This is a genomic window from Variovorax sp. GW821-FHT06D12 (assembly GCF_059419205.1).
The window spans coordinates 38,871-65,626 of the sequence record NZ_JBWKRI010000009.1 but is presented as its reverse complement, the minus strand read 5'-3'; the positions used below and the strand labels follow the sequence as shown (position 1 = coordinate 65,626).

Below are 26,756 nucleotides of genomic sequence, written 5' to 3'. Positions count from 1 at the left end.
GGCATGACCCTTTTTTCGTTCTCGTTTGTCATGTAGGGGAGGGGCGCATGTCCGCGCCCCGTTTTCCGGTCCCCGATGAACACCCGCACCTCCTCCTTTTCTCCCGCCCTGCGGCTGCTGTCCCGTGTCGCGGCCGCCGTGCTTGGCGGCTACGCGCTGGCCTCGGCCGCCGCCGTCTTCCTGGCCGCCGTGCTGCCGGCCGGCCCCGCCGAGGCCGCGCTCGGGGGCATGCAGTTCAGCTTCGCGGTCTACACCGTCGCCGTGATCTGGGCCTTTGCGCCCGTGTCGCTGCCGCGCGCCTGGGCCGGCCTTGTGCTGCCCGCCGTGGTGCTGGCCGGGCTCGGCCTGGCCTTGCGCGGCGCGGGAGGCGGCGCATGAGCACGAAGACAACCAATGCGCCCTCGCGAGGGGGCTTTCGCCAGGCCCAGGCTTGGCTGCACACCTGGTGCGGCCTGTGGTTCTCGTGGCTGCTGTTCGCGGTGTTCCTCACCGGCACGCTGGCGGTGTTCGACGAGCCCATCACCCACTGGATGACGCCGGAACACCACGCCGAGGAAGCCGCCGCCGCAGCCAGAAAGGGCGAACCCACGGCCGACCGCGCGCAGCGCCTGGCCTGGGGCATGGCCTACATGGCCGAGCACCACCCGGGCGCCTCGATGTGGGAGCTGTGGCCTTCGGACGCGCAAGGCGGCGGTGAGCTGCGTGTGTTCTGGTTCGACGCCAACCGCCAGTACGCGGGCGTCGCGCTCGACCCCGCCACCGGCAAGCCGTTGAAGGAAGACGGCGGCCACGCGGCGCGCGCCACGCTCGGCGGCCATCACTTCGTCGATTTCCACTACGAGCTGCACGCCGGCACTGTCGGCCTGTGGATCGTCGGCATCGCCGCGATGGCGATGCTGGTGGCGCTGGTGTCGGGCGTCATCACGCACAAGCGCATCTTCAAGGACTTCTTCACCTTCCGTCCCAAGAAAGGCCAGCGCAGCTGGCTCGACGCGCACAACGCGGTGGCGGTGCTGACCTTGCCCTTCCAGTTCATGATCGCCTACACCGGCCTCGTGATCTCGGGCACCAGCTTCATGCCGGCCCCCAAGGTCTTGCACTACGGCACGGGCCCGCAGGCGCAGGTGCGTTTCGTCTCCGAACTGGGCGACAGCGACAAGCCCGCCGCCACCGGCCGCGCGATGCCCGTGCCCGTGCTCGAACCCTTCGCGGCACGCGGCCAGGAGCGCATGGGCCAGCCGGTGCGCGCGGTCGTCATCGACCACCCGGGCGACGCGGCTGCGCGCATCGGCGTGTACGGATGGAACGGCGACGACGAATCCGCGCGCCGGCTCAGCGCCACCACCGGCATGGTGCAGTTCTCGGCCGCCAGTGGCGAGGTGCAGCGCGTGCGCCTGCCGGGCGCCGCGGACGGCGGCGCGGCCATGCTCGCGCAGTCGGCCATGAGCGGGCTGCACATGGTCACCTTCGGCGGCTGGCCGATGAAGTGGCTCTACTTTTTATGTGGGCTCGCGGGCACCGCGATGATGGGGTCGGGCGCCGTGCTGTTCATCGTCAAGCGCCGCCAGAAGCATCTGGGCGAGTTCGCCGGCGCGACGGCGCGGGTCTACCGGCTGGTCGAGGCACTGAACGTCGCGGCCATCGCCGGCCTGGCGATCGCCTGCGTGGGCTACCTGTGGGCCAACCGGCTGGTGCCGGTGGGCATCGGGCACCGCGCGGACCGCGAACTGCAGGTCTTCTTCGCGCTGTGGGCGCTGGCGCTGGTGCACGCCTTCGTGCGCCAGCCGGCGCGCGCGTGGCGCGAGCAACTCGGTGCGCTGGCCGCGCTGTGCCTGCTGCTGCCGGTGCTCAACTTCGTGACCACGGGCGATCACCTGCTGGCGCAGTTTCGGCGCAGTGATTGGGAAAGCCTCGGCGTCGAACTGGGCGTGGTGGCCTTCGGGCTTGCGGCGCTGGGCGCGCTGCGCCATCTGCTGAAGAAGGTGGTGCGATGACGACGGCATGGGCTTCGTTGCTTGGCCTTGCGCTGGCGTATGCGGGCATGGCGTGCCTGAGCTTTGCCATGGACCGGCACCACGAGCAGCTGACGCGCGGACGCGAAGTGCCCGCGCGCCGGCGCACGGGCTTGCGCGCGATCGGCATGGTGCTGCTGGCAGCGGCCATCGTGCCCTGCGTGATGGCGTGGGGCCCGACGGTCGGGACGGTCGCCTGGCTGGGCTTCCTGTCGGCGGGTGCGTTGCCGGTGGCGCTGATGTTGCCGTACCGCCCACGCGCCGTGGCGTGGGCGCCGGTGCTGCCGCCGTGGCCGGTGGAGCGGGGCTGGCGCCGGTGCTGGCGGCGCTGCTGCGCTGAGGTCAGTCCACCTTGATGGCCGCGGCCTTGACCACCTGCTGCGCCTTCGCGGTCTCGTCGGCAATGAACTTGTTGAACTGCGCGGAGGGCATGGTGAAAGGTTCGGCGCCGAGTTTCTCCAGCCGTTCCTTCAGCTCGGGCGCGACCATGATCTTCGCGACCTCGGCCTGCAGCCGGTCCACCACGGGCTGCGGCGTTTTGGCGGGCGCGAACAGGCCGACCCAGAACAGGTAGGCCGAGCCCGGCACGCCGGCCTCCACGGTGGTGGGCGCGTCGGGCAGGGCGGACGAGCGGCCGGCGGTGCCCACGGCCAGCGCCTTCAGCTTGCCGCTCTTGATCAGCGGCAGCGCCGACACCATCGGCGCGAAGAACCAGTCGACGCGCCCGGCCATCACCTCGGTCATGGCTTCGGGCGTGCCGCGAAAGGGCACATGCTGCGCATCGACGCCGGCCGCGAGGCGGAACACCTCCGCGTTCATGTGCGTGGCCGAGCCGTTGCCCGCGGAGCCGTAGTTCAGCCCGCCGGGCTTGGCCTTCGCCTTGGCCACGAGGTCTTTCACGTCGGCGAAGTGCGAGGGCGAGGTCACCAGCACGTTGGGCAGGCTGGCCATCGGCGTGACGCCCGTGAAGTCCTTCAGCGTGTCGTACGACAGGCCCTTGTAGATCCACGGGTTCACGAGATGGCCGGCCGAATGCACCAGCAGCGTGTAGCCGTCGGCCGGCGCCTTGGCGGCGATGGCCGCGCCCAGCGTGCCGCCCGCGCCGGGGCGGTTGTCCACGATCACGCTGGTGCCCAGCGCGGGCCCGAGCTTTTCGGCGACCAGGCGCGCGACGATGTCGGTGCCGCTGCCCGCCGTGAAGGGCACGACCAGCTTGATGGGCTGCGTGCCCGGCCACGCGCCTTGTGCATGGGCGCCGCCGAGCGTGCAGGCCGCGAGTGCCGCAGCGATCGTGAGTGCCTGTCGGCGGCTCCAGGGGAATGTCTTCTTCATGCGTCTTGTCTCCGTTGATTTGTTGGTGCGAGCGATGAATGACTGACTGGGAAAGGAGCGCGTCAGGCGGGCGGTGCGTTCGCCATCACCAGCGCCACCAGCACCGGGCGGTTGCTGCGGTTCTCGAGCTGGCGCTTCTCGCCGGGTGCGAAGCGGCAGCTGTCGTAGGGCAGCAGCACGTCTTCCTGGTGCGCGCCCTCGAGTTCGCCGACGATGTGCAGTTCGCCCTCGAGCACAAGGTAGAGCTTTTCCATCGGCGAGCCGTCCAGCCCGGTGTGCCCGCCCGGCAGGATCTGGCTCATGCCCATCCACATCTGCGTCGAGGGGCCGGCTTCCTTGCCCTGCAGGCGCAGGCAGCGCATGTCGAAGTGGTTGGGCGCCTCGTAGTGCGGCGCCTCGCTGAAACGGGTCACATGCATGGTGGGTGTCCTCGGGAGTCAGGGGCGCAGCACGACGCGGTCGGTGCTGCCCGACAGCACCAGCCGGTAGGCGTCGAGCGCCTCGTCGAGCGCGAAGTGGCGTGCCACGGGAAAGGGTTTCAGCGTGCCGCGCTCGAAGCCTTCGCGCATCGCGTCGAGTTGCGCGGTGGAGGCCACGCAGTCCATCGCCAGCGAGTCGATGCCCACGTAGGTGTGCATGCCGCGGTAGAACGCGAAGATGTCGAAGGGCACCGCGCGGTCGTGCGTGGCGATGAAGATCTGCGTGGCCCCCTTGGCCATTGCCTTGTTGGCGGCCTCGAAGTAGGCGCTGCCCACGGTGTTGTAGACGATGTGCGCGCCGCGTCCGTCGGTGAGCTCGCGCACCTGCGCGCCCACGTCGGCGTGGTGGCGCGCATCGACCACGTCGACCGGCGCGCTCGCGAACCCCGCGAAGGGCCCCGGGCCGCGCTGCACCGCGATCACGCGCGCGCCGGCCTGCGCGGCCAGCTGCACCGCCGCCTGCCCGACCTTGCCGTTGGCGCCCAGCACCAGCACCGTCTGGCCCGTCTGCGGCATGCCGCAGCGCCGGAAGCCCTCGTAGGCCGTGACGAAGGGCACGCCCACCGCGCCGGCCTCGTCCATCGAGATGCCCTTCGGCTTGGCGCGCAGGGCCGCTTCGGGCAGCACCAGGTAGCGCGCATGCGAGCCGTCGCGCGTGATGCCGACATCGCCGCCCGAGCCGTAGACCTCGCGGCCGATCCATTCCGAAGGGCCGCTCACGACGGTGCCCGCGAAGTCGCGGCCCGGCGTGCGCGGCCAGGCGGCCTGCGGCATCAGGCCCAGCGCGGCCTTCACGTCGCTCGGGTTCACGGCGGCGGCGGCCACGCGCACCACGGCATGGCCGGGTGGCGCCACGGGCTCGGGTTGCGGCGCGGCCTCCAGGTGCAGTGCCTCGGGGTTGGCGGCCTTGCCGTTCACGCGCAGGGCGCGGGGCTCTTGAGTGACGGCGCTCATCGTGCGGCTCCCTGAACGGCGCGGGCGTCGGCCAGCCCCAGCATCGCGCGGGCCTCGCGCGGGTTGGCGACCTCGCCGCCCAGGCTGCGCAGGATGTCGCGCGCCTTCGCCACGAGCTGCGCGTTGCTCTGGGCCAGCACGCCTTTCTCGAGGTAGATGTTGTCTTCCATGCCCACGCGCACGTGGCCGCCCAGCAGCCACGACTGCGCGACGATCGGAAACTCCGTGCGGCCGATGCCGAAGGCGCTCCAGAAGGCGCCGCGCGGCAGCAGGTTGCGCGCATAGAGCAGCGTCTCGGGTGTGGGCGCGAAGCCGTACTTCACGCCGAGCACGAAGGTCCACATCGCGGGGCCATCGAGCGTGCCGTCGGCGATGAGGTCCAGCGCCAGGTGGATGTCGCCCGAGTCGAAGATCTCCAGCTCGGGTTTCACGCCGGCCTCGCGCATCACCTTCGCCATGCGGCGCACGTTCTTCGGCGTGTTGATCACCACGTCGGGGCCGGAGTTCATGGTGTTGAGGTCGAGCGAGCACACGTCGGGCCGGATCAGCGCGATGTGCTCCACGCGCTTCTCGGGCGGCAGCAGCGTGGTGCCGGGCGCGGCGATCTTCGGGTCGTCCTCGCTCGGAATGAAGCGCCCGCCCGGCCCGGTCGTGAGGTTCACGATCAGCTCGCGGTTCTCGCGGCGGATGCGATCGACCACCTCGCGGTACAGCTCGACCTCCATCGAGGGCTTGCCCGTCTCCGGGTGGCGCACGTGGATGTGCACCTGCGCCGCGCCGGCTTCGGCGGCGGCCAGGCATTCGTCGGCGATCTGCACCGGCGTGATCGGCAGGTGCGGCGTCTGCTCGGGCTTCACGAGGTTGCCCGTGACGGCGCAGGTGATGAGCGTCTTGGCGTTGTTCACAGGTGGCGCCCTCCGTCGACCACGATGCGCGTGCCGGTGACGAAGCGCAGCGTGGTGGCCAGCGCTTCCACGGTGGCCGCCACGTCGTCGGGCTTGCCGATGCGCCCCAGCGGCGTGGTGCTGGCCATCTTGTCGGCGAATTCCGCGCCGCGCCCGGGCACGAAGCCCGACTCGACCGCACCCGGCGACACGGACACCACGCGCACCGCCGGCGCCAGCGCCTTGGCCAGTGCGTCGCCCACCACGTCGAGCCCGGCCTTGGCCGCGACGTACGCGAGGTTGCTGCCCACGCCCGTGAAGCCGGCGATGGACGAGATGTTGACCACCAGCCCGTCGCCGGTCGCCTTGAGCATCGGCGCGAAGGCGCGGATGGTGGCGAACACGCCGCGGAAGTTGGCGCGCAGCAGGTCGTCGATGAGGTCGTCGGTCAGCGCGTCGAGGTCGGCGGCGGGCACGGGCCGCGTGTGGCCTGCGCTGTTGACCAGGATGTCGCAGCGCCCGTGCGCGGCCTTCACCTCGGCGGCGGCGGCCTGCAGGCTCGGCGTGTCGACGATGTCGGCGCGGATCGCGCCGTGGCGCTGGCCGCTGTCCGAGGGCAGGGCGGCGGCGCGCGCGGCGGCGTTGTTGTTGTCGCCACCGCGGTGCAGTAGCACGCAGGTGGCGCCCAGCGCGGCCAGCCGCGTGGCCGTGGCATAGCCGATGGCGCCGAGGCCGCCGGTGATGACGGCGATCTTGCCGTGGAGTCGGGATTGGGGATCGAAGCTCATGGGATGAAGGGAAGTTGCGGAATCAGGGGATCGGTGGGCGGGGGAACTTCATCTCGCCGGGTTCGAGCTGGAAGTCGTACTGCAGCGTGGCGCTACCGCCGTCGGGCGCGAGCGCGAAGCGGCCGATGAGCTGGCGCGTCACGCCGAAGGTCGGGTCGCTCTCCAGGTTCTCGTCGTCGTCGGCGAACACCTGCGTGACCAGCACCTTGTGGCCCGGCTTGCTCAGCATGAAGTGCAGGTGCGCGGGCCGGTTCGGGTGGCGCTGCTGCGCGCGCAGCAGCACGCCGCACGGCCCGTCGGTGGGCACGGGGTAGCCGGCGGGGCGCACGCTGCGGAAATGAAAGCGGCCCTCGGCATCGGTGGTGAAGCGTCCGCGCAGGTTCATGTCGTCCTGTTCGGGGTCCTGGTTCTCGTAGAGCCCGACCGGCGAGGCCTGCCACACATCGACCGTGACATCGGCCATCGGCTGCCCGCCCACGTCGCGCACCGTGCCCGTCACCTCCAGCGGCGTGCCGGGCGTGCCCGAGCGCGCAATGCTCTCGCCCGCCGCGCAGGCTGGCGAGTTGGCGCGCCAGAAGGGGCCGAGCAGGGCGGCCGGCGATTCGCCGTGCGGGTCCTGGTTGTTCTGCAGCGCCACCACCGTGGACACGCCCAGGATGTCGGCCGCCAGCACCACCTCGTTCTTGGTCTCTCCCGTGGCGTGGCCGATGGCGACGATGAATTCGAGCGCCTGCTCGAACTCCTCCTCGGTCAGCTTCACCTCCTGGACGAAGGCATGCAGGTGGCGCGTGAGCGCGTCCATCACGGTGCGCAGGCGCGGGTCGGGGGTGCGTTGCATGGCGTCGAGCGCAAAGCCGAGCACCGAATCGGGGGAGGTGGCGATGTTCATCTGCAATTCTTGCAATCGTTTGCATAATCTTACGGCAGATTCCAGAAAAGTAAAATGGCGGGTATCCGGGATGCCAGAATGGGAATTCGCCAACCATGGCGCACCGGATGCCCAACAATCGTTTGCACCAATGAGCACCCATCCCCCTTCCAGCCCCGTCACCATCCGCGACGTCGCCCGTGCCGCCGGGGTGCATGTGTCGACCGTGTCGCGCGCGCTCAGTCTCGAGAAGCGCTCGCTGATCAGCGACGAGGTGCTGCGCGTGGTCGAGGAGGCCGCGCAGCGGCTGGGCTACCGGCCCAACCGCGCGGCCTCGGCGTTGCGCACGGGCCGCACCCACACCATCGGCGTGCTGGTGCCCGACATCACGAACGCGGTGTTCCCGCCGATCCTGCAGGGCATCGAGGCCAGCGCGGCGGCGCGCGGCTACTTCGTGTTCGTCACCAACGTGGTCGACCCGGCGCTCGCGCGGCCGGTGCTCGAGCGCATGCTGGCGCAGCGCGTGGACGGCGTGATCCTGGCCACCGCCACGCGCGACGACCCGCTGGTCGACTTCGTCGCCAAGGCCGGCATGACCGCGGTGCTGGTCAACCGCGCCGACGAAACCGGCCGCCTGCCCGCCGTGGTGAGCGACGACCGGCTGGCGATGAAGCTCGCGGTCGATCACCTCGTGGGCCTGGGCCACAAGCGCATCGCGCACCTGGCGGGGCCGCAGACCATCCCCACCGGCGTGGGCCGCCTGCTGGGCGTGGAGCAGGCGCTGCGCGACCACCGCATGAAGCCGGCCCGCATCGTCGAATGCACGAGCTACAGCCGCGAGGCCGGCGCGGTCGCGATGAAGCAGATGCTCGCGGCCGGCGCCGCGCCGCAAGCCGTGGTCTGCTGCAACGACCTCGTGGCGCTGGGCGCCTACGACGCGCTGCGCGAGGCCGGCCTGCGCGTGCCGCAGGACATTTCGATCACCGGCCACAACGACATGCCGCTGGTCGACATGGTCGATCCGCCGCTCACCACCATCCGCCTGCCGCACCGCGAACTCGGCTGGCGCGCGGCCGAGATGCTGTTCGAGGAGATCGACGGGCAGGCGCTGTCGGCCTCCACCGTGGTGCTGCGCCCGGAGCTGGTGGTGCGCAAGTCGACGGCCGCGCCGGCCGCGCGCTGAACGAAGACGAAAACAAATGCATCCGCAGGGCGGCGCGCACACTTCGCGCCGAGAATCGTCGGCCATTCCCGGCCCCGTGTTCCGTTCCCTTTCCGCATGCGCTTTCGTCCCGTCTTCCTGCTTCTTTCCCTCGGCCTTTCCCTCCCGCTGCTGACCCACGCCGCGTCGCCGCGCACCTGCCTCGTCGTGGGCGTGAGCGACGGCGACACGCTCACCGCGCGCTGCGGCCGCAGCGGCGCCTACGAGCAGGTCAAGGTGCGCATCGCCGCCATCGACGCGCCCGAGAAAGCGCAGCCCTACGGCCAGCGCAGCCGCCAGGCGCTGAGCCGCCTGTGCTATGCCGAGAAGGCCGTCATCACCGAGCGCGACACCGACCGCTACGGCCGCACCGTGGCCGATGTGCGCTGCAACGGCGAAGACGCCGGCCGCCGCCTGGTGGCCGAAGGCTGGGCCTGGGTGTACGACTACCACGGCATCGCGAAGAAGCGTGGCGGCGACCTGTTCCGCCTCGAGGCCGCGGCGCGTGCGCAGCATCTGGGCCTGTGGGCCGACACCGCGCCGACGCCGCCCTGGGACTGGCGCCGCGAACGGCGGGAGCAGCCGCGCGGCAACAACAACCACGGCGGTAACTCGCGGCCCTGGGGCGACGTGCGCTTCGAACCCCTGTCATGACGGCTTCATGGGGGCGCGGGAGCATCGCAGGTTCCCACGATTCCCACGGACCCCCAGGACATGGCCAAAGACTTCGCGCGCATGGAGGACTCGAACCCCTCCAGCAACCCCACCATCCACGACGTGTCCGATCCGCAGCGGCGGGTCTTCGTGCGCGGCGGCCTGGCGGCGGCCGTGGCGGGCCTGTTCGGGCCGCTGGCCGGCTGTGCCAGCACGGGCAGCGGCAGTAGCAATAGCGCCGTGAGCGGCCTGGGCCGCGCCATCGGTTTCAAGAGCGTGCCCATGGCGGCGGTCGACCAGGTGGTCGTGCCCGAGGGCTACCGCACGCAGGTGCTGTACCGCTGGGGCGACCCCACCGGCATCGCGGGCCGCATGCCCGCCTTCAAGACCGATGCCTCCGACTCCGCCGACGACCAGGCGCTGCAGGCCGGCATGCACCACGACGGCATGGCCTTCTTTCCGCTCGATGGATCGAACCGCGGCCTGCTGGTGCTGAACCACGAGTACGTGGACGACGGCCTGCTGCACACCGACGGCATGAAGACCTGGAGCGCCGCGAAGGTGCGCAAGTCGATGCACGCGCACGGCGTGTCGGTGATCGAGCTGCAGCGCGACGGCGCGGCCTGGCAGCAGGTGCTGCCTTCGCGTTTCGCGCGCCGCATCACCGCGCTCACGCCGATGACGCTGACCGGCCCCGCGGCCGGCCACCCGATGCTGCGCACGGCGGGCGACCCCTCGGGCACGCAGGTGCTCGGCACCTTCAACAACTGCGCCAACGGCCAGACGCCGTGGGGCACCTACCTGACCTGCGAGGAAAACTTCGCCGACTACTTCGAGGGCACGGCCACGCCCGACGCGCACCAGAAGCGCTGGGGCCTCAAGAAGGGCAACGGCGCCAAGTACCGCTGGCACGAGCACGAAGAACGCTTCGACGTCGAAAAGCACCCGAACGAATCGAACCGCTACGGCTGGGTGGTCGAGATCGATCCGCAAGACCCGAGCTCCACCCCGCGCAAGCGCACCGCACTGGGCCGCGCCGCGCATGAGGGCGCGGCCGTGGCGCTCACCGACGACGGCCGCGCCGTGGTCTACATGGGCGAGGACTCGCGCTTCGAGTACATCTACAAGTTCGTGAGCCGCGACAAGGTCCGCCCCGGCGGCGCCGCCGCCAACCGCGAGCTGCTCGACCACGGCACGCTCTACGTGGGCCGCTTCGACGTCGACGGCACGGGCGAATGGCTGCCGCTGGTGCAAGGCAAGGGCGGGCTGGTGGCCGACAAGGGCTTCGCCACGCAGGGCGACGTGCTCATCAAGTCGCGCCAGGCCAGCGACATCCTTGGCGCGACGAAGATGGACCGCCCCGAGTGGACCACCGTCGATCCGCTGACGAAGGAGGTCTACTGCACGCTCACCAACAACAGCAACCGCGGCGCACCGGGCCAGCCCTTCATGGACGCGGCCAACCCGCGCTCCAACAACACGATGGGCCAGATCATCCGCTGGAAGGAAAGCGGCGACCTCGACGCCACGAAGTTCGCGTGGAACCACCTCGTGCTCGCGGGCGACCCGAAGCAGACGCGCTACGAGGCGCAGGGCAACGTCAAGGGCGACGCCTTCGGCAGCCCCGACGGCCTGATGGTCGATGCGCGCGGCGTGCTGTGGATCCAGACCGACGTGTCGACCTCCACGCTGGGCAAGGGCGAGTACACGAACCTGCCGAACAACCAGATGCTGGCCTGCGACCCGACCAAGGGCGAGATCCGCCGCTTTCTGCTCGGCCCGGCCGGCTGCGAGATCACCGGCCTCACGGCCACGCCCGACCTGCGCACGCTGTTCATCAACATCCAGCACCCGGGCGAGCCGGCCAACGAGCGCAGCGACCCCGAGCGCCCGCTCGCCGTGTCGAAGTGGCCCGACGGCGCGGGCCGGCCGCGCTCGGCGACCGTGGTCATCACGAAGATCGACGGTGGGGTGATCGGCAGCTGACGCAGCCAAGAGGGCGCCTTGCGGGGCGCCCTCGGGCCTTCAGCAGTGGCCCGAGTACCAGCAGCGCATCTCGGGCATGAGCAGGCCCCAGACGAAGCTGATCGCGCACACGACCAGCATCAGCAGCGCGAACATGCGCAGGCCCTCGGCGCCCCAGCGCGGCGCGAAGATGCTCACGAGAAAGCCCGAGAGAAAGGTGCCCTCGAGCCAGGCCGCGCCGCCCCAGCGCAGGATCCAGAGCCAGAACAGCGCATCGAGCGCATGAAAGACGACCCACCAGAGCAACGTCATCGCGCGGCGTGGGAAGTGCTTACGACTCGCTGCGGCCCTGCACGTCGGCCACCACGCGCGCGTTGCGCTGGAAGCTCCAATAGGCGCTGGCCCAGTCCCACATCACGACCACGCGGTTGCGGAAACCGATGAGGAAGTACGCGTGCGCGAACAGCCAGAACAGCCACGCGGGCCGGCCGCTGAAGCGCAGCGGGCCGAAGGGCGTGCCCAGGTCGACCACCGCCGAGTTGCGCCCGATGGTGGCCAGGTTGCCGTAGTCGGCGTAGCGGAACGGCACGGTGGGCTGGCCCGCCAGGCGGCGCAGGATGTTCGCCGCCGCCGCGCGGCCGGCCTGCTTGGCGCCGGGCGACACGCCGGGCACCGGCTTGGGCGGCTTGCCGGGCGCGTGGCTCATGGCGGCGGCCAGGTCGCCCACCACGCTGATCTCGGGGTGGCCGGCCAGGCTCAGGTCGGGCTCGACCTTGATGCGGCCCGCGCGGTCGCACTCGACGCCCGTGGCATTGCCGAGCAGCCGGCCCAGCGGCGAGGCCGCGACACCGGCCGCCCACACCACGCAGCTGCTGGGAATGCGGTAGCTCTGCAGCGGCGCGCCGTCGGGGCCGCCGCCGGTCTGCACTTCGAGGCCGGCGTTGTCGATGGCGGTGACGCGCGCGTTCAGCCGCACCTCCACGCCGAGCCGTTCCAGTTGTTCGAGCGCCTTCTGGCTCAGGCTTTCGGGCATGGCCTGCAGCACGCGCGGGCCGCCCTCGACCAGCAGCACCTGCGCGCTGCCGGGGTCGATGCGGCGGAACTCGCCCGCGAGCGTGTGCTTGGCGATCTCGGCCAGCGTGCCGGCCATCTCGACGCCGGTCGGCCCGGCGCCGATCACCACGAAGGTGAGCAGCGCGCGGCGGCGCTCGGGGTCGGCGGTGGTCTCGGCCGTCTCGAAGGACATCAGCACGCGGCGGCGGATCTCGAAGGCATCGGCCAGCGTCTTCAGGCCCGGCGCGGCGGGCGCCCATTCGTCGTGCCCGAAGTAGCTGTGGGTGGCGCCGGCCGCCACGATCAGGTGGTCGTAGGCCACCTGGCTGCCGTCGGCCAGCTGCACCGTGCGCGCGGCCGGGTCGATGCCCGTCACCTCGGCCAGCAGCGTGGTCACGTTGGACTGCTTGCGAAACAGCGCCCGCACCGGCGCCGCGATCGACGGCGCCGCGAGCCCGGCGGTCGCCACCTGGTAGAGCAGAGGCTGGAACAGGTGGTGGTTGGTCTTGTCGATCACCGTCACATCGACGTCGGCCCGCTGCAGCTTGCGCGCTGCCTCGAGTCCGCCGAAACCGCAGCCGATGATGACAACGTGGGGCCTGGCCGAAGGAGAGGGGGTTTGCATCGCCCGGATCATACGCAGCGGGCCGGGGCGTTCCGGGGCCGCTTGCGCGCAGGACGGGCTCCTGCGGCGGCGCGGCGGCGGCGTCTTGTCCTACGTGCTTTTGTCGCCCGAATGGGCTAAAACTTCCCGCTGACCTGAGAAGGTGTGAACGAACCCGCCATGCCCGCTCATCCCGCGCAGACGCGCGCCCTCGGCGTTGCAAATGCTCGCCGCAGCCCGAGCTGCGACTGCGCTTTGCGCCTTGATGGCACACGCCTGCGCGGGCCGCTCGGACACGGCGGATTCATTCACACCTTCGAACTGGAGACACCATGACGTTTTCCCGGCCGATCGCCCCCGTGGCGAGCGCCTTGCGCGAGCAATTCCGCACGGTGCGCGCCGCCAGCCTGGCGCTGGCCGCGCCGCTGTCCGCCGAGGACCAGTGCATCCAGTCGATGCCCGACGCCAGCCCGACCAAGTGGCACCTGGCGCACACGACATGGTTCTTCGAGACCGTGCTGCTGCAGCCGCATGCGGCGGGGTACCAACCCTTCGATGCGCGTTTTCATTACCTCTTCAACTCCTACTACGAGGCGCTCGGCCCGCGCCACCCGCGGCCGCAGCGCGGGCTGCTCACGCGGCCGTCGCTCGACGAAGTGCATGCCTACCGCCGCCATGTCGACGAGGCGGTGCTCGCGCTGCTGGCGGCGCCGGAGGCGCTCGACTGGGCGGCCATCGAGGCCATCGTCGCGCTGGGGCTGAACCACGAGCAGCAGCACCAGGAGCTGCTGCTCACCGACATCCTGCATGCGCTGTCGTGCAACCCGCTGCTGCCGGCGTACAAGCCCGCGAGCGGCCCCGCGCGGCGGCTGGCCGCCGTGCCGGCCGAGGTGCGCTGGCTGGAACAGCCGGGCGGCACGGTCGAGGTCGGGCATGCAGGCGAAGGCTTCTGCTTCGACAACGAGACGCCGCGCCACGCCGCCTTGCTGCGCCCCTACGCCATCGCCGACCGGCTGGTGAACTGCGGCGACTTCGCGCAGTTCATTGCCGACGGCGGCTACCGGCGGCCCGAGCTGTGGCTGTCCGACGGCTGGGCCACGGTGCAGGCGCAGGGCTGGCGCCACCCGGCCTACTGGCTCGAAGCCGACGACCCGCGCATCGCCACCCTCGGTGCCGGCGGCGGCCATGCCGCGACTGGCGGCTGGCAGGTGTTCGGCCTGCACGGCGTGCGGCCGATGGAGGCCGACGCGCCCGTGTCCCAGCTGAGCTTCTACGAGGCCGCCGCGTACGCCGAATGGGCCGGCGCGCGGCTGCCCACCGAGTTCGAATGGGAGGCCGCCTTCGACGCGCCCGGCATCGCGCAGATGAGCGGCCATGTCTGGCAATGGACGCGTTCGTCGTACGACCCGTACCCGGGCTTTCGTCCGCTGCCCGGCATCGCGGCCGAATACAACGGCAAGTTCATGGTGGGCCAGCTGGTGCTGCGCGGTGGCAGCGTGGCCACGCCGGCCGGCCACACGCGGTCGAGCTACCGCAATTTCTTTCCGCCGGCGGCACGCTGGCAGTTCTCGGGGCTGCGGCTCGCGAAAGACCTTTGACCGACACCTCGATGGAGCCGAGCACCATGCGCAATCCGACCGCCCCGTTCGCCCTCGCCAGCCACCTGCAGCGACAGGAAGCAGCGACCCCGCCCGACACCGCCCCGTGGTCCGAGTTCGGCCGTGCCATGCAGGCCGGCCTGGCGCGCACGCCGCGCCACATCTCGCCCAAGTTCTTCTACGACGTGGCCGGCTCGCAGCTGTTCGACCGCATCTGCGAACTGCCCGAGTACTACCCCACGCGCACCGAGCTGGGCATCCTGGGCGCCTGCGCCGGCGAGATCGCCGCGCAGATCGGGCCGAACGCCGAGATCGTCGAGTTCGGCGCCGGCTCGCTCACCAAGGTGCGGCTGCTGCTCGACGCGCTCGAATCGCCCAAGCGCTACTTGCCGATCGACATCTCGGGCGAGCACCTCGAAGCCGCGGCGGCGCGCCTGAAGGCCGACTACCCGGCGCTCGCGGTGCAGCCCATCGCGGCCGACTACACCATGCCGCTCGTGCTGCCCGCGCCGATGGCCGGGGCGGGCCGGCGCGTGGGCTTCTTTCCGGGCTCGACCATCGGCAACTTCGAGCCCGACGAGGCGCTGGCGTTCCTGCAGCTCGCGGCGCGCATGCTGCGCGGCGGCGGCCTGCTCATCGGCGTCGACCTGGTGAAAGACCCCGACCGGCTGCACGCGGCCTACAACGACGCACAGGGCGTGACGGCGGCGTTCAACCTCAACCTGCTGCGGCGCGCGAACGCGGAGTTGTCGGCCGACTTCGACCTCGACGGCTTCTCGCACGCGGCCTTCTACAACGCGCCGATGCGGCGCATCGAGATGCACCTCGTGAGCCGGCGCGCGCAGAGCGTGCAGCTGCGCGGCGAGCGTTTCTCGTTCGAGGAAGGCGAGACGCTGCACACCGAGTACTCGCACAAGTTCACCGTCGAGGGCCTGCAGGCCCTGGCGGTGCGCGCGGGCTTCCGCGTCGGGGCGGTGTGGACCGACCCCGAGCGGTTGTTCAGCGTTCACTGGCTCCTAAGCTGAGCCTCAGGACAGGTCCGCGCCGTTCACGAGCCGGACCGGCACGCTGGCCAGGTCCACGCCTTCAAGACAGCGCGCATTGATGGCCCATCCCGTGAACGGAAGCTTGCCTTCGGCTGCCTCTTGCGCGGTCGGCGCGCTGGGAATTCGGAACGGCATGATTCCGCAGGTGGGGCAGAAGTAGTCGCGTGCGGTCCGTGAGTGCCACTGATAGACCGTGAGGTCTTCCAGCGGCGTGAGCAGGCGAAGCGCCGATGCGGGCACGCGGTGAATCAGCGCGCCCCGGCGCCGGCACACGGAGCAGTTGCAGCTGCGGACATGGTCGAGGTCGGTGTCGACTTCGAAGCGGCACGCGCCGCAGTGGCAAGCGCCTTGGTACGTTGTCACGGGCAGCGAGTTCTTAGCTGTCCAGCCCCGCAAGGCACACGTACTTGATCTCGAGGAAGTCGTCGAGCCCGTACTTCGAGCCCTCGCGCCCCAGCCCCGACTGCTTGACGCCGCCGAACGGCGCCTCGGCCGTCGACACCAGCCCGGTGTTCACGCCCACGATGCCCGACTCGAGCGCTTCGGCCACGCGCATGATGCGGCCGATGTCGCGGCTGTAGAAGTACGCGGCCAGGCCGAACTCGGTGTCGTTGGCCGCGGCGATGGCTTCGGCCTCGGTGTCGAACGCGAAGATCGGCGCCAGCGGGCCGAAGGTTTCCTCGCGCGCGAACAGCATGTCGGGCGTGGCGCCGCCGATCACGGTCGGCTCGTAGAACAGGCCGCCCAGCGCATGGCGCTTGCCGCCCGCGAGCACGGTGCCACCCTTGGCGACGGCGTCGGCCACGTGCTCCTCGATCTTCTCGACCGCCTTGGCGTCGATCAGCGGTCCCTGGTTGACGCCGGCCTCGGTGCCGTTGCCGACCTTCAGCGCGTTGACCTTGGCCACGAGCTTCTGCGTGAAGGCCTCGAGCACACCGCGCTGCACGTACAAGCGGTTCGCGCACACGCAGGTCTGGCCGGTGTTGCGGTACTTGGAGACCATCGCACCTTCGACGGCCGCATCCACGTCGGCATCGTCGAACACGATGAAGGGCGCGTTGCCGCCGAGTTCGAGCGACAGCTTCTTGATGGTGTCGGCCGACTGCTTCATGAGCGTGCGACCCACCTCGGTCGAGCCGGTGAAGGTGAGCTTGCGCACGATGGGGCTGCGCGTCATCTCGCCGCCGATCTGGCTGGCCGAGCCGGTGAGCACCGACAGCAGGCCCTTGGGCACGCCCGCGCGTTCGGCCAGCACGGCAAAGGCCAGCGCCGAGAACGGCGTCTGCGTGGCCGGCTTCACGACCATCGCGCAGCCGGCCGCGAGCGCGGGCCCGGCCTTGCGCGTGAGCATGGCGGTGGGAAAGTTCCAGGGCGTGATGGCGGCGGTGACGCCCACGGGCTGCTTCAGCGCCAGGATGCGGCGGTCGGCCTGCGGTGCGGGAATGGTGTCGCCGTACACGCGGCGCGCTTCTTCGGCGAACCACTCGATGAACGAGGCGGCGTAGGCGATCTCGCCGCGGCTCTCGGCCAGGGGCTTGCCCTGCTCGGTGGTCATGATCAGCGCGAGGTCGTCCACGTTCGCCAGCATCAGGTCGTTGAGCTTGCGCAGGATGGCCGAGCGTTCCTTGGCGGGCACCTTGGCCCAGGCCTTCTGGGCCTTTTCGGCGGCGGCGATGGCGCGCACGGTTTCCTCGGTGCCGCACATCGGCACGGTGCCGATCTGCTCGCCGGTGGCGGGGTTGGTGACGGCGACGGTGGTGCCGTTGTCGGCATTCACCCAGGCGCCGGCGATGCAGGCCTGCTGGCGCAGCAGGGTGGGGTCTTGGAGTTTCAGTGGCATGGGTGGTTTGTCTCAGGCTTGCAATGCGGCGGCGAGGATGTCGAGGCCTTCGCCGAGCACCGCGTCTTCGATGGTCAGGGGGAACAGGAAGCGGACCACATTGGCGTGCACGCCGCAAGTCAGCAGCAGCAAACCCGCGTCGCGCGCTCGGGTTTGCACCTGCTTCGTGAACTCGGGGTCGGGCGCGCCGTCGGCGCCCGCGAACTCGACCGCCACCATCGCGCCCAGGCCGCGCACGTCCGCGATCTGCGGCACCTTGGCGCGCAGCCCTTCGAGGCGCGCCTTGAGCCGGTCGCCCAGCACCTGCGCGCGCTCGCACAGGCGTTCGTCCTCGATCACGTCGAGCACCGCATGCGCCGCCGCGATGGCGAGCGCGTTGGCGGCGTAGGTGCCGCCGAGCCCGCCGGGCGCGGGCGCGTCCATGATCTCGGCGCGGCCGCACACGGCCGACAGCGGCGTGCCGCCGGCCAGGCTCTTGGCCATCGTCATGAGGTCGGGCACCACGTCGTAGTGATCCATGGCAAACCACTTGCCGGTGCGCGCGAAGCCGGTCTGGATCTCGTCGGCGATCAGCAGGATGCCGTGGCGGTCGCAGATCTCGCGCAGCGCGCGCATGAAGGCGGGCGGCGCGGCGTAGAAGCCGCCTTCGCCCTGCACCGGCTCCAGGATGATGGCCGCCACCTGCTCGGGCTCGATGTCGGCCTTGAACAGCTTGTCGATGGCGCGCAGCGAATCGTCCACCGACACGCCGTGCAGCGCGATCGGCGCGGGCACGTGGAAGATGCTGCCGGGGAAGGGCCCGAAGCCGGTCTTGTACGGCACCACCTTGCCCGTGAGCGCCATGCCCATGAAGGTGCGGCCGTGAAAGCCGCCGCCCAGCGCGATCACGCCGGGCCGGCGCGTGGCGGCGCGCGCGATCTTGATGGCGTTCTCGACCGCCTCGGCGCCGGTCGTGAAGAAGGCGGTCTTCTTGGCGTGGGTGCCGGGCGTGAGGCGGTTCAGGCGCTCGGCCAGCGACACCACGCTTTCGTACGGCACCACCTGGTAGGCCGTGTGGGTGAAGCGCTCGAGCTGCGCGCGAATGGCCTCCACCACGCGCGGGTGCCGGTGGCCGGTGTTGAGCACCGCGATGCCCGAGCCGAAGTCGATGTAGCGCCGGCCTTCGACGTCCCACAGCTCGGCGTTGAGCGCGCGCTCTGCGTAGATCGGAAAGCCGATGCCGACGCCGCGCGGCGTGGCGGCGATGCGGCGCGCGTCGATGGCGGCGTTGGTCTTGGATGTCATGAGAGATTCCTTTGTTGCTTGTATTGGGGGGCGCTCAATGGCTGCCCGGCGCCACCATGCGATGGCGGATCTGGTCGGCGACCACGGCCACGATCAGCAGGGCGCCCAGCACCACCATCTGCAGGTACGAACCCACGCTGGCCAGGTTCATGCCGTTCTGCACCAGGCCGATGAAGATCGCGCCCATCACCACGTTGGGCACGCGGCCGATGCCGCCGCGCAGGCTCACGCCCGCGATCACGCAGGCGGCGATCGATTCGAGCGCCACGGTGCCGCCGAGGTTGGCCTCGCCGGTTTCCACGCGCGCCGTGAGCAGCAGGCCGCTCACCGCCGCCAGGCCCGCACACAGCAGATAGGCCATGAGCAGCACGCGGCGCGTGTCGATGCCCGACAGTGCCGCGGCCTTGGCGTTGCCGCCCACCGCGAGCAGGTGCGTGCCGGTCGGCAGGCGGCCCATGAGCAGGCCCATGCCGGCCACGCACACGGCCGTCACGAGGATCGGCACCGGCACGCCGAGCACGGTGCCGAAGCCGAACAGCTCGCTGAACTGCGCCGGCATGCCCGACACCGGCACGCCGCCCGTGAGGAACAGCGCGAAGCCGAAACCGATCGACTGCACGCCCAGCGTCACGATGAAGGGCGACACGCCGATCACCGCCACGCCGAAGCCGTTGACCAGGCCCACCACCAGCCCGGCGAGCATCCCGCAGGCGCAGCCCACGAGCACCACCATCCAGGCCGCGTCGGGAAAGGCCGCGCCCAGCGCCTGCATGGCAAGCGCCGAGACCACCGAGGTGATCGCCATCACCGTGCCCACCGACAGGTCGAAGCCGCCGGTGACCAGCGCCAGCATCTGGCCCAGCGACACGAGGATCAGGTAGACCGACTGGCGCAGCAGGTTCACGAGGTTCTGCACTGTGAGGAACTGGTCGGACAGCGTGGCGAACACCACGCAGGCGATCACCAGCATGAAGGGCAGCACGCCCAGGCGCAAGAAGAGGCTGCGCAGCAGGCCGAGGGCACGCCCGGCCAGGCCGGGCGTGGGAGCCGCCGGGGCGGCGGTGAGGGAAGGCGAAGTCATGAGGAGGGGTTCTCGCTGGGGCCGAAAAACAGGTTGAGCACGGCGGTTTCCTGGATGGCGTCGCCGTGCAGCTCGCCGGCGATCTCGCCGCGGCACATCACGTACACGCGGTGGCTCAGGTGCAGCACCTCGGGCAGGTCGGACGAGATCACGACCACCGCCGCGCCGCCTTCGCAGAGCTTGCGGATCACCTCGTACAGCGCGCTGCGGGTGCCGACGTCGACGCCGACCGTGGGCTCGTCGAACACGTAGAGCGCGGCGTCGCGCGTCATGCCCTTGCCGAACAGCACCTTCTGCTGGTTGCCGCCCGAGAGCAGGCCGACGGGCCGTTCGAGGTTGCGCGGCGCAAGCTCGACGCGCTCGGCGGCTGTCGTCGAAAGCCGTCGCCCGAGGCGCTTGCGCAGCCAGCCGCCACGCCCGCGCAGCGGCCCGTGCACGAGGGGCAAGGTGATGTTGGCGCGCGACGTGAAGCCGAGCACCAGCCCTTCGCCCTTGCGGTCGGGCGGCAGGTAGAACAGGCCCTCGTCGAGCAGCTGGCGCACCGTCGCGCCGGTGCGCGGCCGGCCCTTGAAGAGCACGCGGCCTTCGCTCACCGGGTCGAGCCCGTAGATCGCGCGGAACAGCTCCGACTTGCCGCAGCCCACCAATCCGGCCAGCCCGACCACTTCGCCGCGTCGCACCGTGAGGCTGGCGTGGCGCACGCCGTTGGGCGAGGCCAGCCCCTCGACCTGCAGCACCACCTCGCCGGGGTTGGCCGTGATGCGCGGGTAGATGTTGTCGATGGCGCGCCCGCTCATCAGCTCGATGAGCCGGTCGGCGCTGGTCGCATGCGCGTCCACCGTCGTGACCTTGCGGCCGTCGCGCAGCACCGTGATGCGGTCGGCGATCTGCGCGATCTCCTGCATGCGGTGCGAGATATAGACGATGCCCACGCCGCGCGCCTTCAGCCGCGCCACCAGTTCGAACAGGCGCTGCGTTTCGGTGTCGGTGAGCGAGGCGGTGGGCTCGTCGAGGATCAGCACCGACACCTCGCCGCGCAGGCCCTTGGCGATCTCCACCATCTGCTGCTGCGCGCGCGTGAGGCCCGCCACGGGCGCATCGACGTCGATCTCGAAGCCCAGGTCGGCCAGCATCGTGCGGGCGCGCTCGCGCACCGCCGCGCGGTCGAGCAGGCCGCCCTGGCACGGCTCTTCGCCCAGGCTCAGGTTCTGCGCCACCGACAGCGTGGGGATCAGCGAGAACTCCTGGAACACCGCGCTGATGCCGTGACGCCGCGCGTCGTGCACGTTGGCGAACTTCACCGGCGCGCCGTGCATGCGGATCTCGCCCGCGCTCGGCACGTTGGCGCCGGCCAGCAGCGAGATCAGCGTGGACTTGCCGGCGCCGTTCTCGCCGAACAGCACGTGCACCTCGCCGGCGCGCAGCTCGAAGTCCATCGCATCGAGCGCGAGCACGCCGGGGTAGCGTTTGCCCAGGCCGAGGGTCTGCAGCAGCACGGGAGCCATGGCCGGCCTACTTGACCTCGAACACCGGCTTGAAGCCGGTCGGCGGCAGGATGTCGGCCTGCTTCACGGTCTTGATGTTGCCGGCGTCGACCACGAAGATCTTCGGGCCGACGTGCTTCACCACGTCCTTGTTCTCGAGCAGGCGCACGGCCTGGTCGACCGCGATGCGGCCCTGGATCACCATCGAGTCGGCCGGCGCGGCCACGATGCGGCCCTTCTGGATGCCTTCGTAGACGCCCGGCGTCATGTAGAACGAGAGCACCTGCACCTTCTTGTCGAGGTTGCGCGCGCGCAGGATGCCGGTGGCGGCCTCAGCGGTCACTGCCGTGCCGGCCACGTAGGCGAGGTCGGGGTTGCCCTGCAGCACGTCTTCGACCAGCTTGGCCTGCGCCTCCTTGCCGGTGTCGCCGTACTTCGGGTCGAGCACCGTCACGGCGCTGCCCTTGATCGCTTCCATGAAGCCCTTGTGCGCGGCCTCGACCCAGCCCGCGCCGGCCGGGCCGGGGAACCAGCCGACCTTTACCGGCGGCGAGCCGGCCGGATGCTTCTTGGCGAGGTACTCGCCGGTCGATTGGCCCATCGTGTAGAACGAAACGAGCGACTTGGCCGACAGGTCGGGCGAGCTGATGCCGTTGACCAGGTCGATCACCGGCACCTTCTTCGCGGCCGTGGCCTTGATGACATTGTTGAGCCCGTCGCCGGAGATCGCGCCGATGACCACCGCGTTGGCGCCGCGCGCCACGCAGTCCTCGATCTGCGAGACCTGCTTGCCCAGGTTGGTGTAGCCGCCCGCGTCGACCACCTGCAGCTTCACGCCCAGGCGACGCGCCTCTTCGATCACGCCGTAGTCCACGCCGAGCCAGTAGGCGTCCTTCATGTGCGGGAACGACACGCAGATGTCCCACTTCTTCGATGCCTTGGCCAGCGGCGTGTAGTCGATGGGTTTCTTCGTGCCTTCGGCCGAGAAGGCGGGCTCGGTGGCCTCGGCCTTGTAGGGAAACCAGTCGGCGGCCGAGGCCGGGGCGTGCCACGCCAGGGTGGCGGCGAGCGAAGCGGCGATCAATGAAACGCGCAGGGGCGAGCTGTTCATGAAGAACTCCTTGGGTGACAGCGGTGAAGAAAAAGGGGAGGACGGGCGCGCGTCAGGCCGCGAGCGCGGCCCGCAGGCGGTCGAGCCGTCGTCGGCGTTCGGCGCGGGCGTCGAGCGCCTGCGCCATGTCGACCTCGACGAAGCGCGCCTTGTGGTTGGGCTGCATCTGGGCGATGAGGTCCATGTCGGCGCTGATGACGGTGCCCACCATGGCGTAGCCGCCGCCCGACACCGCGTCGCGGTGCAGGATGATCGGCTCGCGTCCGCCCGGCACCTGGATGGAGCCGTACGGGTAGCCCGCATCGACGATGTTCGACGGGTCGTCGCCCGCGCCGAAGGGCGGCGTGCGGTCCTGGAACTTCAGCGGCGTGCCGTGCTTGTAGCGGTAGCCGATGCGGTCGGCCTCGGAGCCGACGGTCCAGGTGTCGGCGAAGAAGCTGTGCACCGACACCTCCTGCAGGCGATGGAAGTAGATGCCCGGCAGCACGCGCAGGGCCACTTCCTTCTCGAGCACCGGCAGCAGCGCGGCATCGACCGTGCGGCCCGCGCGGGCGTTGGCCGAAGGTGTTCCCACGGGCAGCTTGTCGCCGGCCAGCAGCTTGCGGCCGTTGAAGCCGCCGAACGCGCCCAGGCCATAGGTCGAGCGGCTGCCGAGCACCACCGGCACGTCGATGCCGCCGGCCACGGCGATGCACATGCGGGCGCCGAGCTTCATGAAGTCGAAGCTCAGCTTGTCGCCGGCCTGCACCGCGAACGAGGTGTTGCGCGGCGCTTCGTTGCCGTTGAGCTTGATCTTCGCGTCGGCGCCGGTCACCGCCACCAGCGCGGGCGCGTCGAACTGCAGCTCGGGTCCGAGCAGCGTGCTTTCGATGACGGCCGCGCCTTCGTCGTTGCCCACCAGCAGGTTCGCGAGCACCAGGCTTTGCTGGTCGAGCGCGCCCGACAGCGGAATGCCCAGGTGGTAGTAGCCGGGGCGGCCGGCGTCCTGCACGCTGGTCGCGAGGCCGGGCTTGAGCACGTCAATCGCCATGGAGCACCTTCAGCAGTTGTTGGTTGTAGCCGTCGGGGTCGGCCAGAAAGTCGTTGAGCGAGAACGACACCGGCGCGATGCGCAGTGCGTAGGTGCCGGCCTCGACCTGCGCCACCTGGCGGTCGTACTCGGCGCGATCGATGGGTTTCCACTTGACGATGTCGCCGGGCTGGAAGAACACCATCAGGTCCTTGAGGTACGACAGCCGCTGGGCCGGATCGAAGATCGGCGCGGGCGTGACGCCGAACATCTGGTAGCCGCCCGCGCCGCGCACCGAGTAGATGCAGCTGAAGCAGCCGCCGTGGCCCAGTGTGAGCTTGGGCGTGTCGGTGCGCGGGCTCAGGTACTTGGGCACCTGGATCTGGCGCTGGCGCTCGACCATCTGGAACAGGAAGGGCAGGCCGGCCACGAAGCCGACCATCGACACGAACCACGGCGCCGACGAGTGCGCCTCGATGAAGGCCTCGACCGAGGCGTGGCCGTTGATGCGCGCCGCGTACTCGATGTCGGTGCTCGACGGGTCCTGGTGGCGCTCGCGAAAACGCATCAGCGTCTCGTGCGTCCACGGGTCGTTGTAGAGCACCGGAATCTCGACGATGCGTGTCTGCATCTGCAGGTCGGCATCGCCCAGGCCCGCCTCGATCTCCTTCAGCGTGGCGAGCAGCGCGTCGGGCGCGATCGCATCGGGGTCGAAGCGCACGAGGTAGGCGGCGTTGGCCGGGCAGATCTCGGTCACGCCGGGCAGCGCGCGGCGGCGCAGCTCGTTGCAGATCGCCATGCCCTTGAAGAAGGCAGGCAGCGACATCTCTTCGCTGATTTCGACGAACAGGTGCTCGTCGCCGCCGAAGCTGTAGCGGGCTTGCGGGGGGAGGGTGCTTGCAGCGGTCATGCGGCCACCTTCAACAAAGGAGGCGCGTCGGCGAGTGGATTCGCCGCGAGCCAGGTTTCGAGAAAGCCGGTATGGAACTCGGCCTTGGCGACATCCGCGTCCTCGCACAGCGCACGGTGCAGCGGGATCGTCGTGTGGATGCCTTCGACTTGCAACTCGTCGAGCGCACGCCGCATGCGAGCCAGGGCGCTGGCGCGGTCGGTGTCGTGCACGATGAGCTTTCCGAGCAGCGAGTCGTAGTAGGCCGGCACGGTGTAGCCGGGAAACAGGAAGGTGTCGAAGCGCACGCCCGGGCCGCCCGGCACCACGAGCTGCGACACGAGGCCGGGGCTCGGCATGAAGTTCTTCGCCGCGTTCTCGGCGTTGATGCGCACCTCGATGGCCGCGCCGGTGAGGCGGATGTCCTCCTGCTGCAGGCGCAGCGGCTGGCCCAGCGCGATGCGCAGCATCTCCTTCACGAGGTCGACGCCGGTGACCATCTCGGTGATCGGGTGCTCGACCTGGATGCGCGTGTTCATCTCGATGAAGAAGAACTCGCGCGTGTCGTCGTCGTACAGGTATTCGAGCGTGCCCGCGCCGCGGTAGGCCACGGCGCGTGCGAGCCGCAGTGCCGATTCGCACAGCGCGGCGCGCGTGGCCTCGCTGATGGCGGCCGAGGGCGCTTCTTCCCACACCTTCTGGCGGCGCCGCTGCAGCGAGCATTCGCGCTCGAAGCAGTGCACCACGCGCTCGCCGTCGCCCAGGATCTGCACTTCGATGTGGCGCGCCTGGCGGATGAAGCGTTCGAGGTACACCTCGCCGTTGCCGAAGGCCGCCTGCGCTTCGGCGGTGGCCGTGGCGAACTGCTGGCGCAGCTCGGCCTCGTCGTGCGCCACGCGGATGCCGCGCCCGCCGCCGCCGGCCGAGGCCTTGATCATGATGGGGTAGCCGATGTCCTTCGCGACTTCGACGGCGGTGTCCGGGTCGGTTACCACGCCCGCGCTGCCGGGCACGGTGGGCACGCCGGCGCGCAGGGCGGCGGCACGCGCCGCGGCCTTGTCGCCCATGGTGCGGATCGCATGCGGCGTCGGGCCGACGAACACCAGGCCCGCGGCCTCGACGCGCTCGGCGAAGGCCGCGTTCTCCGAAAGAAAACCGTAGCCCGGATGCACCGCGCCGGCACCACTGTCGGCGGCGGCCTGCAGGATCGCGTCGATGCTCAGGTAGCTCTTGGTGGCGTGCGCCGGGCCGATGCGCACGGCCTTGTCGGCCATGCGCACGGCGAGGCTCTGCGCGTCGGCGTCGCTGTAGACGGCGACGGTCTTCAGCCCCAGCTCCTTGGCGGCGCGGATGATGCGCACCGCGATCTCGCCCCGGTTGGCGACCAGCAGTGTGTCGAATGCGGCGGTCATGGGCGGTTGCCTCAGGCCGTTTCGATGACGGCCAGCAGCTGGCCCGGATCGACCGGCTCGCCGTTCTCGACGGCGAAGCGGGCCAGGCGCCCGGCCGCGTCGGCCGTGACTTCGCTGAACTGCTTCATCACCTCGACCAGGCCGAGCACGTCGCCCACGGCCACGGTGTCGCCTTCGGCCTTGAACGGCGGCGCGTCGGGCGCCGAGCGGCGGTAGAAGGTGCCCGGCAGCGGGCTCAGGACTTCATGGGTAGCGGGCATCGGGGCACTCCTGGAACAAGTTCGGGAAAACGAGAAAAAACTCAGGCGGGCTTGGCCAGGCCTGCAACTTCGATGCCGTTGTCGGCAAGGGCGCGTCGCGTGGCCTGCACGAGCGCCAGCGCGCCGGGCGTGTCGCTGTGGATGCAGACCGAGTCGAAACCGACCGCCACGTCCTGGCCTTCGACCGTGCGCACCACACCCTCGGTGCAGGCGCGCAGCACCTTGGCGGCCACGGCTTCGGGGTCGAGCGCGCCGACGCGGCGCGTGAAGACGATGGAGCCGCTCAGGTCGTAGTCGCGGTCGGCATAGAACTCGCGCACCACCGGCTGGCCCAGCTCGCGCGCCACCTGGAAGGTGACGGACGACTCCATGCAGAACAGGCGCAGCGTGGGTTCGATCTGCTGCAGCGCGGTGACGAGGGCGCGCGACAGCGCCTCGTCGCGCGCCGCATGCATGTACAGCGCGCCGTGCGGCTTGATGTGCTGCAGCGTCATGCCGGCCAGGCGCGCGAACTCGCGCAGCGCGCCGAGCTGGTAGACCATGTCGTTCACCAGCTCGTCGGCCGGCGCGGTGATGTGGCGGCGCCCGAAGCCCACGAGGTCGCGAAAGCCCGGGTGCGCGCCGATGCCCACGCCGTGTTCGCGGGCCAGCAGCACCATCCTGCGCATGATGTTCGGGTCGCCGGCATGGAAGCCGGTCGCGATGTTGGCCGAGCTGATCAGCGGCATGAGCTGCTCGTCCACGCCGTCGCCGATGGTCCAGGGGCCGAAGCCTTCGCCCATGTCGGAATTCAGATCGATCCGCGTTGTCTTCGTCACGTCGTCCCGCCTTTGTGTGGTGCGCATCGCCAAGGGGGCGGTGCAGGTTGGCGCGAAGGTTAGCCAGCAGTCGAAAGGCCGAAAAGCATTGTTTTCAGGCGGTCCGATATCTGAAAAACAGATGCTGCAA

27 protein-coding genes are annotated in these 26,756 nt (G+C 70.3%); 8 read left to right on the top strand and 19 right to left on the bottom strand.

Annotation, left to right across the window (positions count from 1 at the left end; genetic code table 11):
• The first annotated feature begins 75 nt into the window (after window positions 1-75).
• Genes AC07SQ_RS25330 through AC07SQ_RS25320 form a run of 3 tightly spaced genes read left to right on the top strand, consistent with a single transcriptional unit; the run spans window position 76 to window position 2,368 of the window.
• Complete coding sequence (locus AC07SQ_RS25330; RefSeq protein WP_495271713.1) at window positions 76-378, top strand: hypothetical protein; 303 nt, start codon at window positions 76-78, stop codon at window positions 376-378.
• A complete protein-coding gene (locus AC07SQ_RS25325) occupies window positions 375-1,994 on the top strand; it encodes a PepSY-associated TM helix domain-containing protein (RefSeq protein ID WP_495271712.1) in 1,620 nt (539 codons plus the stop codon). Before AC07SQ_RS25330 ends, AC07SQ_RS25325 begins: the two co-directional genes overlap by 4 nt.
• Window positions 1,991-2,368, top strand: a complete 378-nt coding sequence (locus AC07SQ_RS25320) for a DUF3325 domain-containing protein (protein WP_495271711.1) — start codon at window positions 1,991-1,993, stop codon at window positions 2,366-2,368. The genes AC07SQ_RS25325 and AC07SQ_RS25320 overlap by 4 nt, the downstream gene beginning before the upstream one ends.
• Here the strand turns inward: AC07SQ_RS25320 and AC07SQ_RS25315 are convergent.
• The 6 genes from AC07SQ_RS25315 to AC07SQ_RS25290 all read right to left on the bottom strand — a co-directional run bounded on the left by AC07SQ_RS25315 (window position 2,355) and on the right by AC07SQ_RS25290 (window position 7,338).
• Window positions 2,355-3,344, bottom strand: coding sequence for a Bug family tripartite tricarboxylate transporter substrate binding protein (locus tag AC07SQ_RS25315; RefSeq protein ID WP_495271710.1), 990 nt, complete (start codon window positions 3,342-3,344; stop codon window positions 2,355-2,357). The two genes, AC07SQ_RS25320 and AC07SQ_RS25315, sit on opposite strands and share 14 nt — an antisense overlap.
• Window positions 3,345-3,406: 62 nt before the next feature.
• Window positions 3,407-3,763 carry a cupin domain-containing protein gene (locus AC07SQ_RS25310; RefSeq protein WP_095746215.1) on the bottom strand — a complete coding sequence of 119 codons (357 nt, stop codon included), beginning with the start codon at window positions 3,761-3,763 and terminating at the stop codon, window positions 3,407-3,409.
• Between the two features lie 18 nt (window positions 3,764-3,781).
• A complete protein-coding gene (locus AC07SQ_RS25305) occupies window positions 3,782-4,777 on the bottom strand; it encodes a quinone oxidoreductase family protein (RefSeq protein WP_495271709.1) in 996 nt (331 codons plus the stop codon).
• Window positions 4,774-5,682 (bottom strand): beta-keto acid cleavage family enzyme, encoded by a 909-nt coding sequence (locus AC07SQ_RS25300; protein WP_495271708.1) that lies wholly within the window; start codon window positions 5,680-5,682, stop codon window positions 4,774-4,776. Before AC07SQ_RS25300 ends, AC07SQ_RS25305 begins: the two co-directional genes overlap by 4 nt.
• A complete protein-coding gene (locus tag AC07SQ_RS25295; protein WP_495271707.1) occupies window positions 5,679-6,449 on the bottom strand; it encodes an SDR family NAD(P)-dependent oxidoreductase in 771 nt (256 codons plus the stop codon). The genes AC07SQ_RS25300 and AC07SQ_RS25295 overlap by 4 nt, the downstream gene beginning before the upstream one ends.
• 22 nt (window positions 6,450-6,471) lie before the next feature.
• Complete coding sequence (locus AC07SQ_RS25290) at window positions 6,472-7,338, bottom strand: dioxygenase family protein (RefSeq protein ID WP_495271706.1); 867 nt, start codon at window positions 7,336-7,338, stop codon at window positions 6,472-6,474.
• A gap of 130 nt (window positions 7,339-7,468) precedes the next feature.
• On the opposite strand from AC07SQ_RS25290, the gene AC07SQ_RS25285 reads away from it, so the two are divergent.
• The 3 genes from AC07SQ_RS25285 (at window position 7,469) to AC07SQ_RS25275 (ending at window position 11,158) form a co-directional block, all read left to right on the top strand.
• The gene (locus AC07SQ_RS25285) at window positions 7,469-8,500 is read left to right on the top strand and encodes a LacI family DNA-binding transcriptional regulator (RefSeq protein ID WP_495271705.1); all 1,032 of its coding nucleotides are present in this window, start codon (window positions 7,469-7,471) and stop codon (window positions 8,498-8,500) included.
• Window positions 8,501-8,596: 96 nt separating this feature from the next.
• Window positions 8,597-9,172, top strand: coding sequence for a thermonuclease family protein (locus AC07SQ_RS25280; protein ID WP_495271704.1), 576 nt, complete (start codon window positions 8,597-8,599; stop codon window positions 9,170-9,172).
• Window positions 9,173-9,232: 60 nt separating this feature from the next.
• Window positions 9,233-11,158 carry a PhoX family protein gene (locus AC07SQ_RS25275; protein WP_495271703.1) on the top strand — a complete coding sequence of 642 codons (1,926 nt, stop codon included), beginning with the start codon at window positions 9,233-9,235 and terminating at the stop codon, window positions 11,156-11,158.
• A 39-nt stretch (window positions 11,159-11,197) separates the two neighbouring features.
• Here the strand turns inward: AC07SQ_RS25275 and AC07SQ_RS25270 are convergent, their stop codons facing one another.
• Entirely contained in the window at window positions 11,198-11,449 is a 252-nt protein-coding gene (locus AC07SQ_RS25270) for a hypothetical protein (RefSeq protein WP_070062528.1), read from the bottom strand.
• Window positions 11,450-11,468: 19 nt separating this feature from the next.
• Window positions 11,469-12,815, bottom strand: coding sequence for an NAD(P)/FAD-dependent oxidoreductase (locus tag AC07SQ_RS25265; RefSeq protein WP_447746174.1), 1,347 nt, complete (start codon window positions 12,813-12,815; stop codon window positions 11,469-11,471).
• A gap of 311 nt (window positions 12,816-13,126) precedes the next feature.
• On the opposite strand from AC07SQ_RS25265, the gene egtB reads away from it, so the two are divergent.
• Together egtB and egtD are read left to right on the top strand one after the other, a co-directional pair.
• A complete protein-coding gene (gene egtB / locus AC07SQ_RS25260; RefSeq protein WP_495271702.1) occupies window positions 13,127-14,392 on the top strand; it encodes an ergothioneine biosynthesis protein EgtB in 1,266 nt (421 codons plus the stop codon).
• Window positions 14,393-14,418: 26 nt separating this feature from the next.
• Window positions 14,419-15,417, top strand: a complete 999-nt coding sequence (gene egtD / locus AC07SQ_RS25255; RefSeq protein ID WP_139705681.1) for an L-histidine N(alpha)-methyltransferase — start codon at window positions 14,419-14,421, stop codon at window positions 15,415-15,417.
• A gap of 3 nt (window positions 15,418-15,420) precedes the next feature.
• Here egtD and AC07SQ_RS25250 read toward each other — a convergent pair whose 3' ends face one another.
• The 11 genes from AC07SQ_RS25250 to AC07SQ_RS25200 are packed head-to-tail and all read right to left on the bottom strand — an operon-like array spanning window position 15,421 to window position 26,626.
• Complete coding sequence (locus tag AC07SQ_RS25250; protein WP_495260363.1) at window positions 15,421-15,801, bottom strand: GFA family protein; 381 nt, start codon at window positions 15,799-15,801, stop codon at window positions 15,421-15,423.
• 13 nt (window positions 15,802-15,814) lie between these two features.
• Window positions 15,815-17,278, bottom strand: a complete 1,464-nt coding sequence (locus tag AC07SQ_RS25245) for an NAD-dependent succinate-semialdehyde dehydrogenase (protein ID WP_447746167.1) — start codon at window positions 17,276-17,278, stop codon at window positions 15,815-15,817.
• Between the two features lie 12 nt (window positions 17,279-17,290).
• Window positions 17,291-18,562 carry a 4-aminobutyrate--2-oxoglutarate transaminase gene (gene gabT / locus AC07SQ_RS25240; RefSeq protein WP_307696120.1) on the bottom strand — a complete coding sequence of 424 codons (1,272 nt, stop codon included), beginning with the start codon at window positions 18,560-18,562 and terminating at the stop codon, window positions 17,291-17,293.
• Between the two features lie 34 nt (window positions 18,563-18,596).
• Window positions 18,597-19,643 (bottom strand): ABC transporter permease, encoded by a 1,047-nt coding sequence (locus tag AC07SQ_RS25235; protein WP_139705676.1) that lies wholly within the window; start codon window positions 19,641-19,643, stop codon window positions 18,597-18,599.
• A complete protein-coding gene (locus tag AC07SQ_RS25230) occupies window positions 19,640-21,148 on the bottom strand; it encodes a sugar ABC transporter ATP-binding protein (protein WP_495271701.1) in 1,509 nt (502 codons plus the stop codon). The genes AC07SQ_RS25235 and AC07SQ_RS25230 overlap by 4 nt, the downstream gene beginning before the upstream one ends.
• Before the next feature lie 7 nt (window positions 21,149-21,155).
• The gene (gene torT, locus AC07SQ_RS25225) at window positions 21,156-22,238 is read right to left on the bottom strand and encodes a TMAO reductase system periplasmic protein TorT (RefSeq protein WP_495271700.1); all 1,083 of its coding nucleotides are present in this window, start codon (window positions 22,236-22,238) and stop codon (window positions 21,156-21,158) included.
• 52 nt (window positions 22,239-22,290) lie between these two features.
• Window positions 22,291-23,268: a 5-oxoprolinase subunit C family protein gene (locus AC07SQ_RS25220; protein WP_495271699.1), complete on the bottom strand. Its 978-nt coding sequence runs from the start codon at window positions 23,266-23,268 to the stop codon at window positions 22,291-22,293.
• Window positions 23,258-24,157 (bottom strand): 5-oxoprolinase subunit B family protein, encoded by a 900-nt coding sequence (locus AC07SQ_RS25215; protein ID WP_369629608.1) that lies wholly within the window; start codon window positions 24,155-24,157, stop codon window positions 23,258-23,260. Before AC07SQ_RS25215 ends, AC07SQ_RS25220 begins: the two co-directional genes overlap by 11 nt.
• Window positions 24,154-25,548 (bottom strand): acetyl-CoA carboxylase biotin carboxylase subunit, encoded by a 1,395-nt coding sequence (locus AC07SQ_RS25210; protein WP_495271698.1) that lies wholly within the window; start codon window positions 25,546-25,548, stop codon window positions 24,154-24,156. Before AC07SQ_RS25210 ends, AC07SQ_RS25215 begins: the two co-directional genes overlap by 4 nt.
• An 11-nt stretch (window positions 25,549-25,559) precedes the next feature.
• Window positions 25,560-25,808, bottom strand: a complete 249-nt coding sequence (locus AC07SQ_RS25205; protein ID WP_095746198.1) for an acetyl-CoA carboxylase — start codon at window positions 25,806-25,808, stop codon at window positions 25,560-25,562.
• 41 nt (window positions 25,809-25,849) lie between these two features.
• A complete protein-coding gene (locus AC07SQ_RS25200; RefSeq protein ID WP_495271697.1) occupies window positions 25,850-26,626 on the bottom strand; it encodes a 5-oxoprolinase subunit PxpA in 777 nt (258 codons plus the stop codon).
• Between the last annotated feature and the right edge of the window lie 130 nt (window positions 26,627-26,756).

Excerpts from the sequence above, each read along its gene's own strand:
- AC07SQ_RS25330 (WP_495271713.1), top strand. The coding sequence starts at position 76 with ATGAACACCCGCACCTCCTCCTTTTCTCCCGCCCTGCGGCTGCTGTCC.
- AC07SQ_RS25325 (WP_495271712.1), top strand. The coding sequence starts at position 375 with ATGAGCACGAAGACAACCAATGCGCCCTCGCGAGGGGGCTTTCGCCAG.
- AC07SQ_RS25320 (WP_495271711.1), top strand. The coding sequence starts at position 1,991 with ATGACGACGGCATGGGCTTCGTTGCTTGGCCTTGCGCTGGCGTATGCG.
- AC07SQ_RS25315 (WP_495271710.1), bottom strand. The coding sequence starts at position 3,344 with ATGAAGAAGACATTCCCCTGGAGCCGCCGACAGGCACTCACGATCGCT.
- AC07SQ_RS25310 (WP_095746215.1), bottom strand. The coding sequence starts at position 3,763 with ATGCATGTGACCCGTTTCAGCGAGGCGCCGCACTACGAGGCGCCCAAC.
- AC07SQ_RS25305 (WP_495271709.1), bottom strand. The coding sequence starts at position 4,777 with ATGAGCGCCGTCACTCAAGAGCCCCGCGCCCTGCGCGTGAACGGCAAG.
- AC07SQ_RS25295 (WP_495271707.1), bottom strand. The coding sequence starts at position 6,449 with ATGAGCTTCGATCCCCAATCCCGACTCCACGGCAAGATCGCCGTCATC.
- AC07SQ_RS25290 (WP_495271706.1), bottom strand. The coding sequence starts at position 7,338 with ATGAACATCGCCACCTCCCCCGATTCGGTGCTCGGCTTTGCGCTCGAC.
- AC07SQ_RS25285 (WP_495271705.1), top strand. The coding sequence starts at position 7,469 with ATGAGCACCCATCCCCCTTCCAGCCCCGTCACCATCCGCGACGTCGCC.
- AC07SQ_RS25280 (WP_495271704.1), top strand. The coding sequence starts at position 8,597 with ATGCGCTTTCGTCCCGTCTTCCTGCTTCTTTCCCTCGGCCTTTCCCTC.
- AC07SQ_RS25275 (WP_495271703.1), top strand. The coding sequence starts at position 9,233 with ATGGCCAAAGACTTCGCGCGCATGGAGGACTCGAACCCCTCCAGCAAC.
- AC07SQ_RS25270 (WP_070062528.1), bottom strand. The coding sequence starts at position 11,449 with ATGACGTTGCTCTGGTGGGTCGTCTTTCATGCGCTCGATGCGCTGTTC.
- AC07SQ_RS25265 (WP_447746174.1), bottom strand. The coding sequence starts at position 12,815 with ATGCAAACCCCCTCTCCTTCGGCCAGGCCCCACGTTGTCATCATCGGC.
- egtB (WP_495271702.1), top strand. The coding sequence starts at position 13,127 with ATGACGTTTTCCCGGCCGATCGCCCCCGTGGCGAGCGCCTTGCGCGAG.
- egtD (WP_139705681.1), top strand. The coding sequence starts at position 14,419 with ATGCGCAATCCGACCGCCCCGTTCGCCCTCGCCAGCCACCTGCAGCGA.
- AC07SQ_RS25245 (WP_447746167.1), bottom strand. The coding sequence starts at position 17,278 with ATGCCACTGAAACTCCAAGACCCCACCCTGCTGCGCCAGCAGGCCTGC.
- gabT (WP_307696120.1), bottom strand. The coding sequence starts at position 18,562 with ATGACATCCAAGACCAACGCCGCCATCGACGCGCGCCGCATCGCCGCC.
- AC07SQ_RS25235 (WP_139705676.1), bottom strand. The coding sequence starts at position 19,643 with ATGACTTCGCCTTCCCTCACCGCCGCCCCGGCGGCTCCCACGCCCGGC.
- AC07SQ_RS25230 (WP_495271701.1), bottom strand. The coding sequence starts at position 21,148 with ATGGCTCCCGTGCTGCTGCAGACCCTCGGCCTGGGCAAACGCTACCCC.
- torT (WP_495271700.1), bottom strand. The coding sequence starts at position 22,238 with ATGAACAGCTCGCCCCTGCGCGTTTCATTGATCGCCGCTTCGCTCGCC.
- AC07SQ_RS25220 (WP_495271699.1), bottom strand. The coding sequence starts at position 23,268 with ATGGCGATTGACGTGCTCAAGCCCGGCCTCGCGACCAGCGTGCAGGAC.
- AC07SQ_RS25215 (WP_369629608.1), bottom strand. The coding sequence starts at position 24,157 with ATGACCGCTGCAAGCACCCTCCCCCCGCAAGCCCGCTACAGCTTCGGC.
- AC07SQ_RS25210 (WP_495271698.1), bottom strand. The coding sequence starts at position 25,548 with ATGACCGCCGCATTCGACACACTGCTGGTCGCCAACCGGGGCGAGATC.
- AC07SQ_RS25205 (WP_095746198.1), bottom strand. The coding sequence starts at position 25,808 with ATGCCCGCTACCCATGAAGTCCTGAGCCCGCTGCCGGGCACCTTCTAC.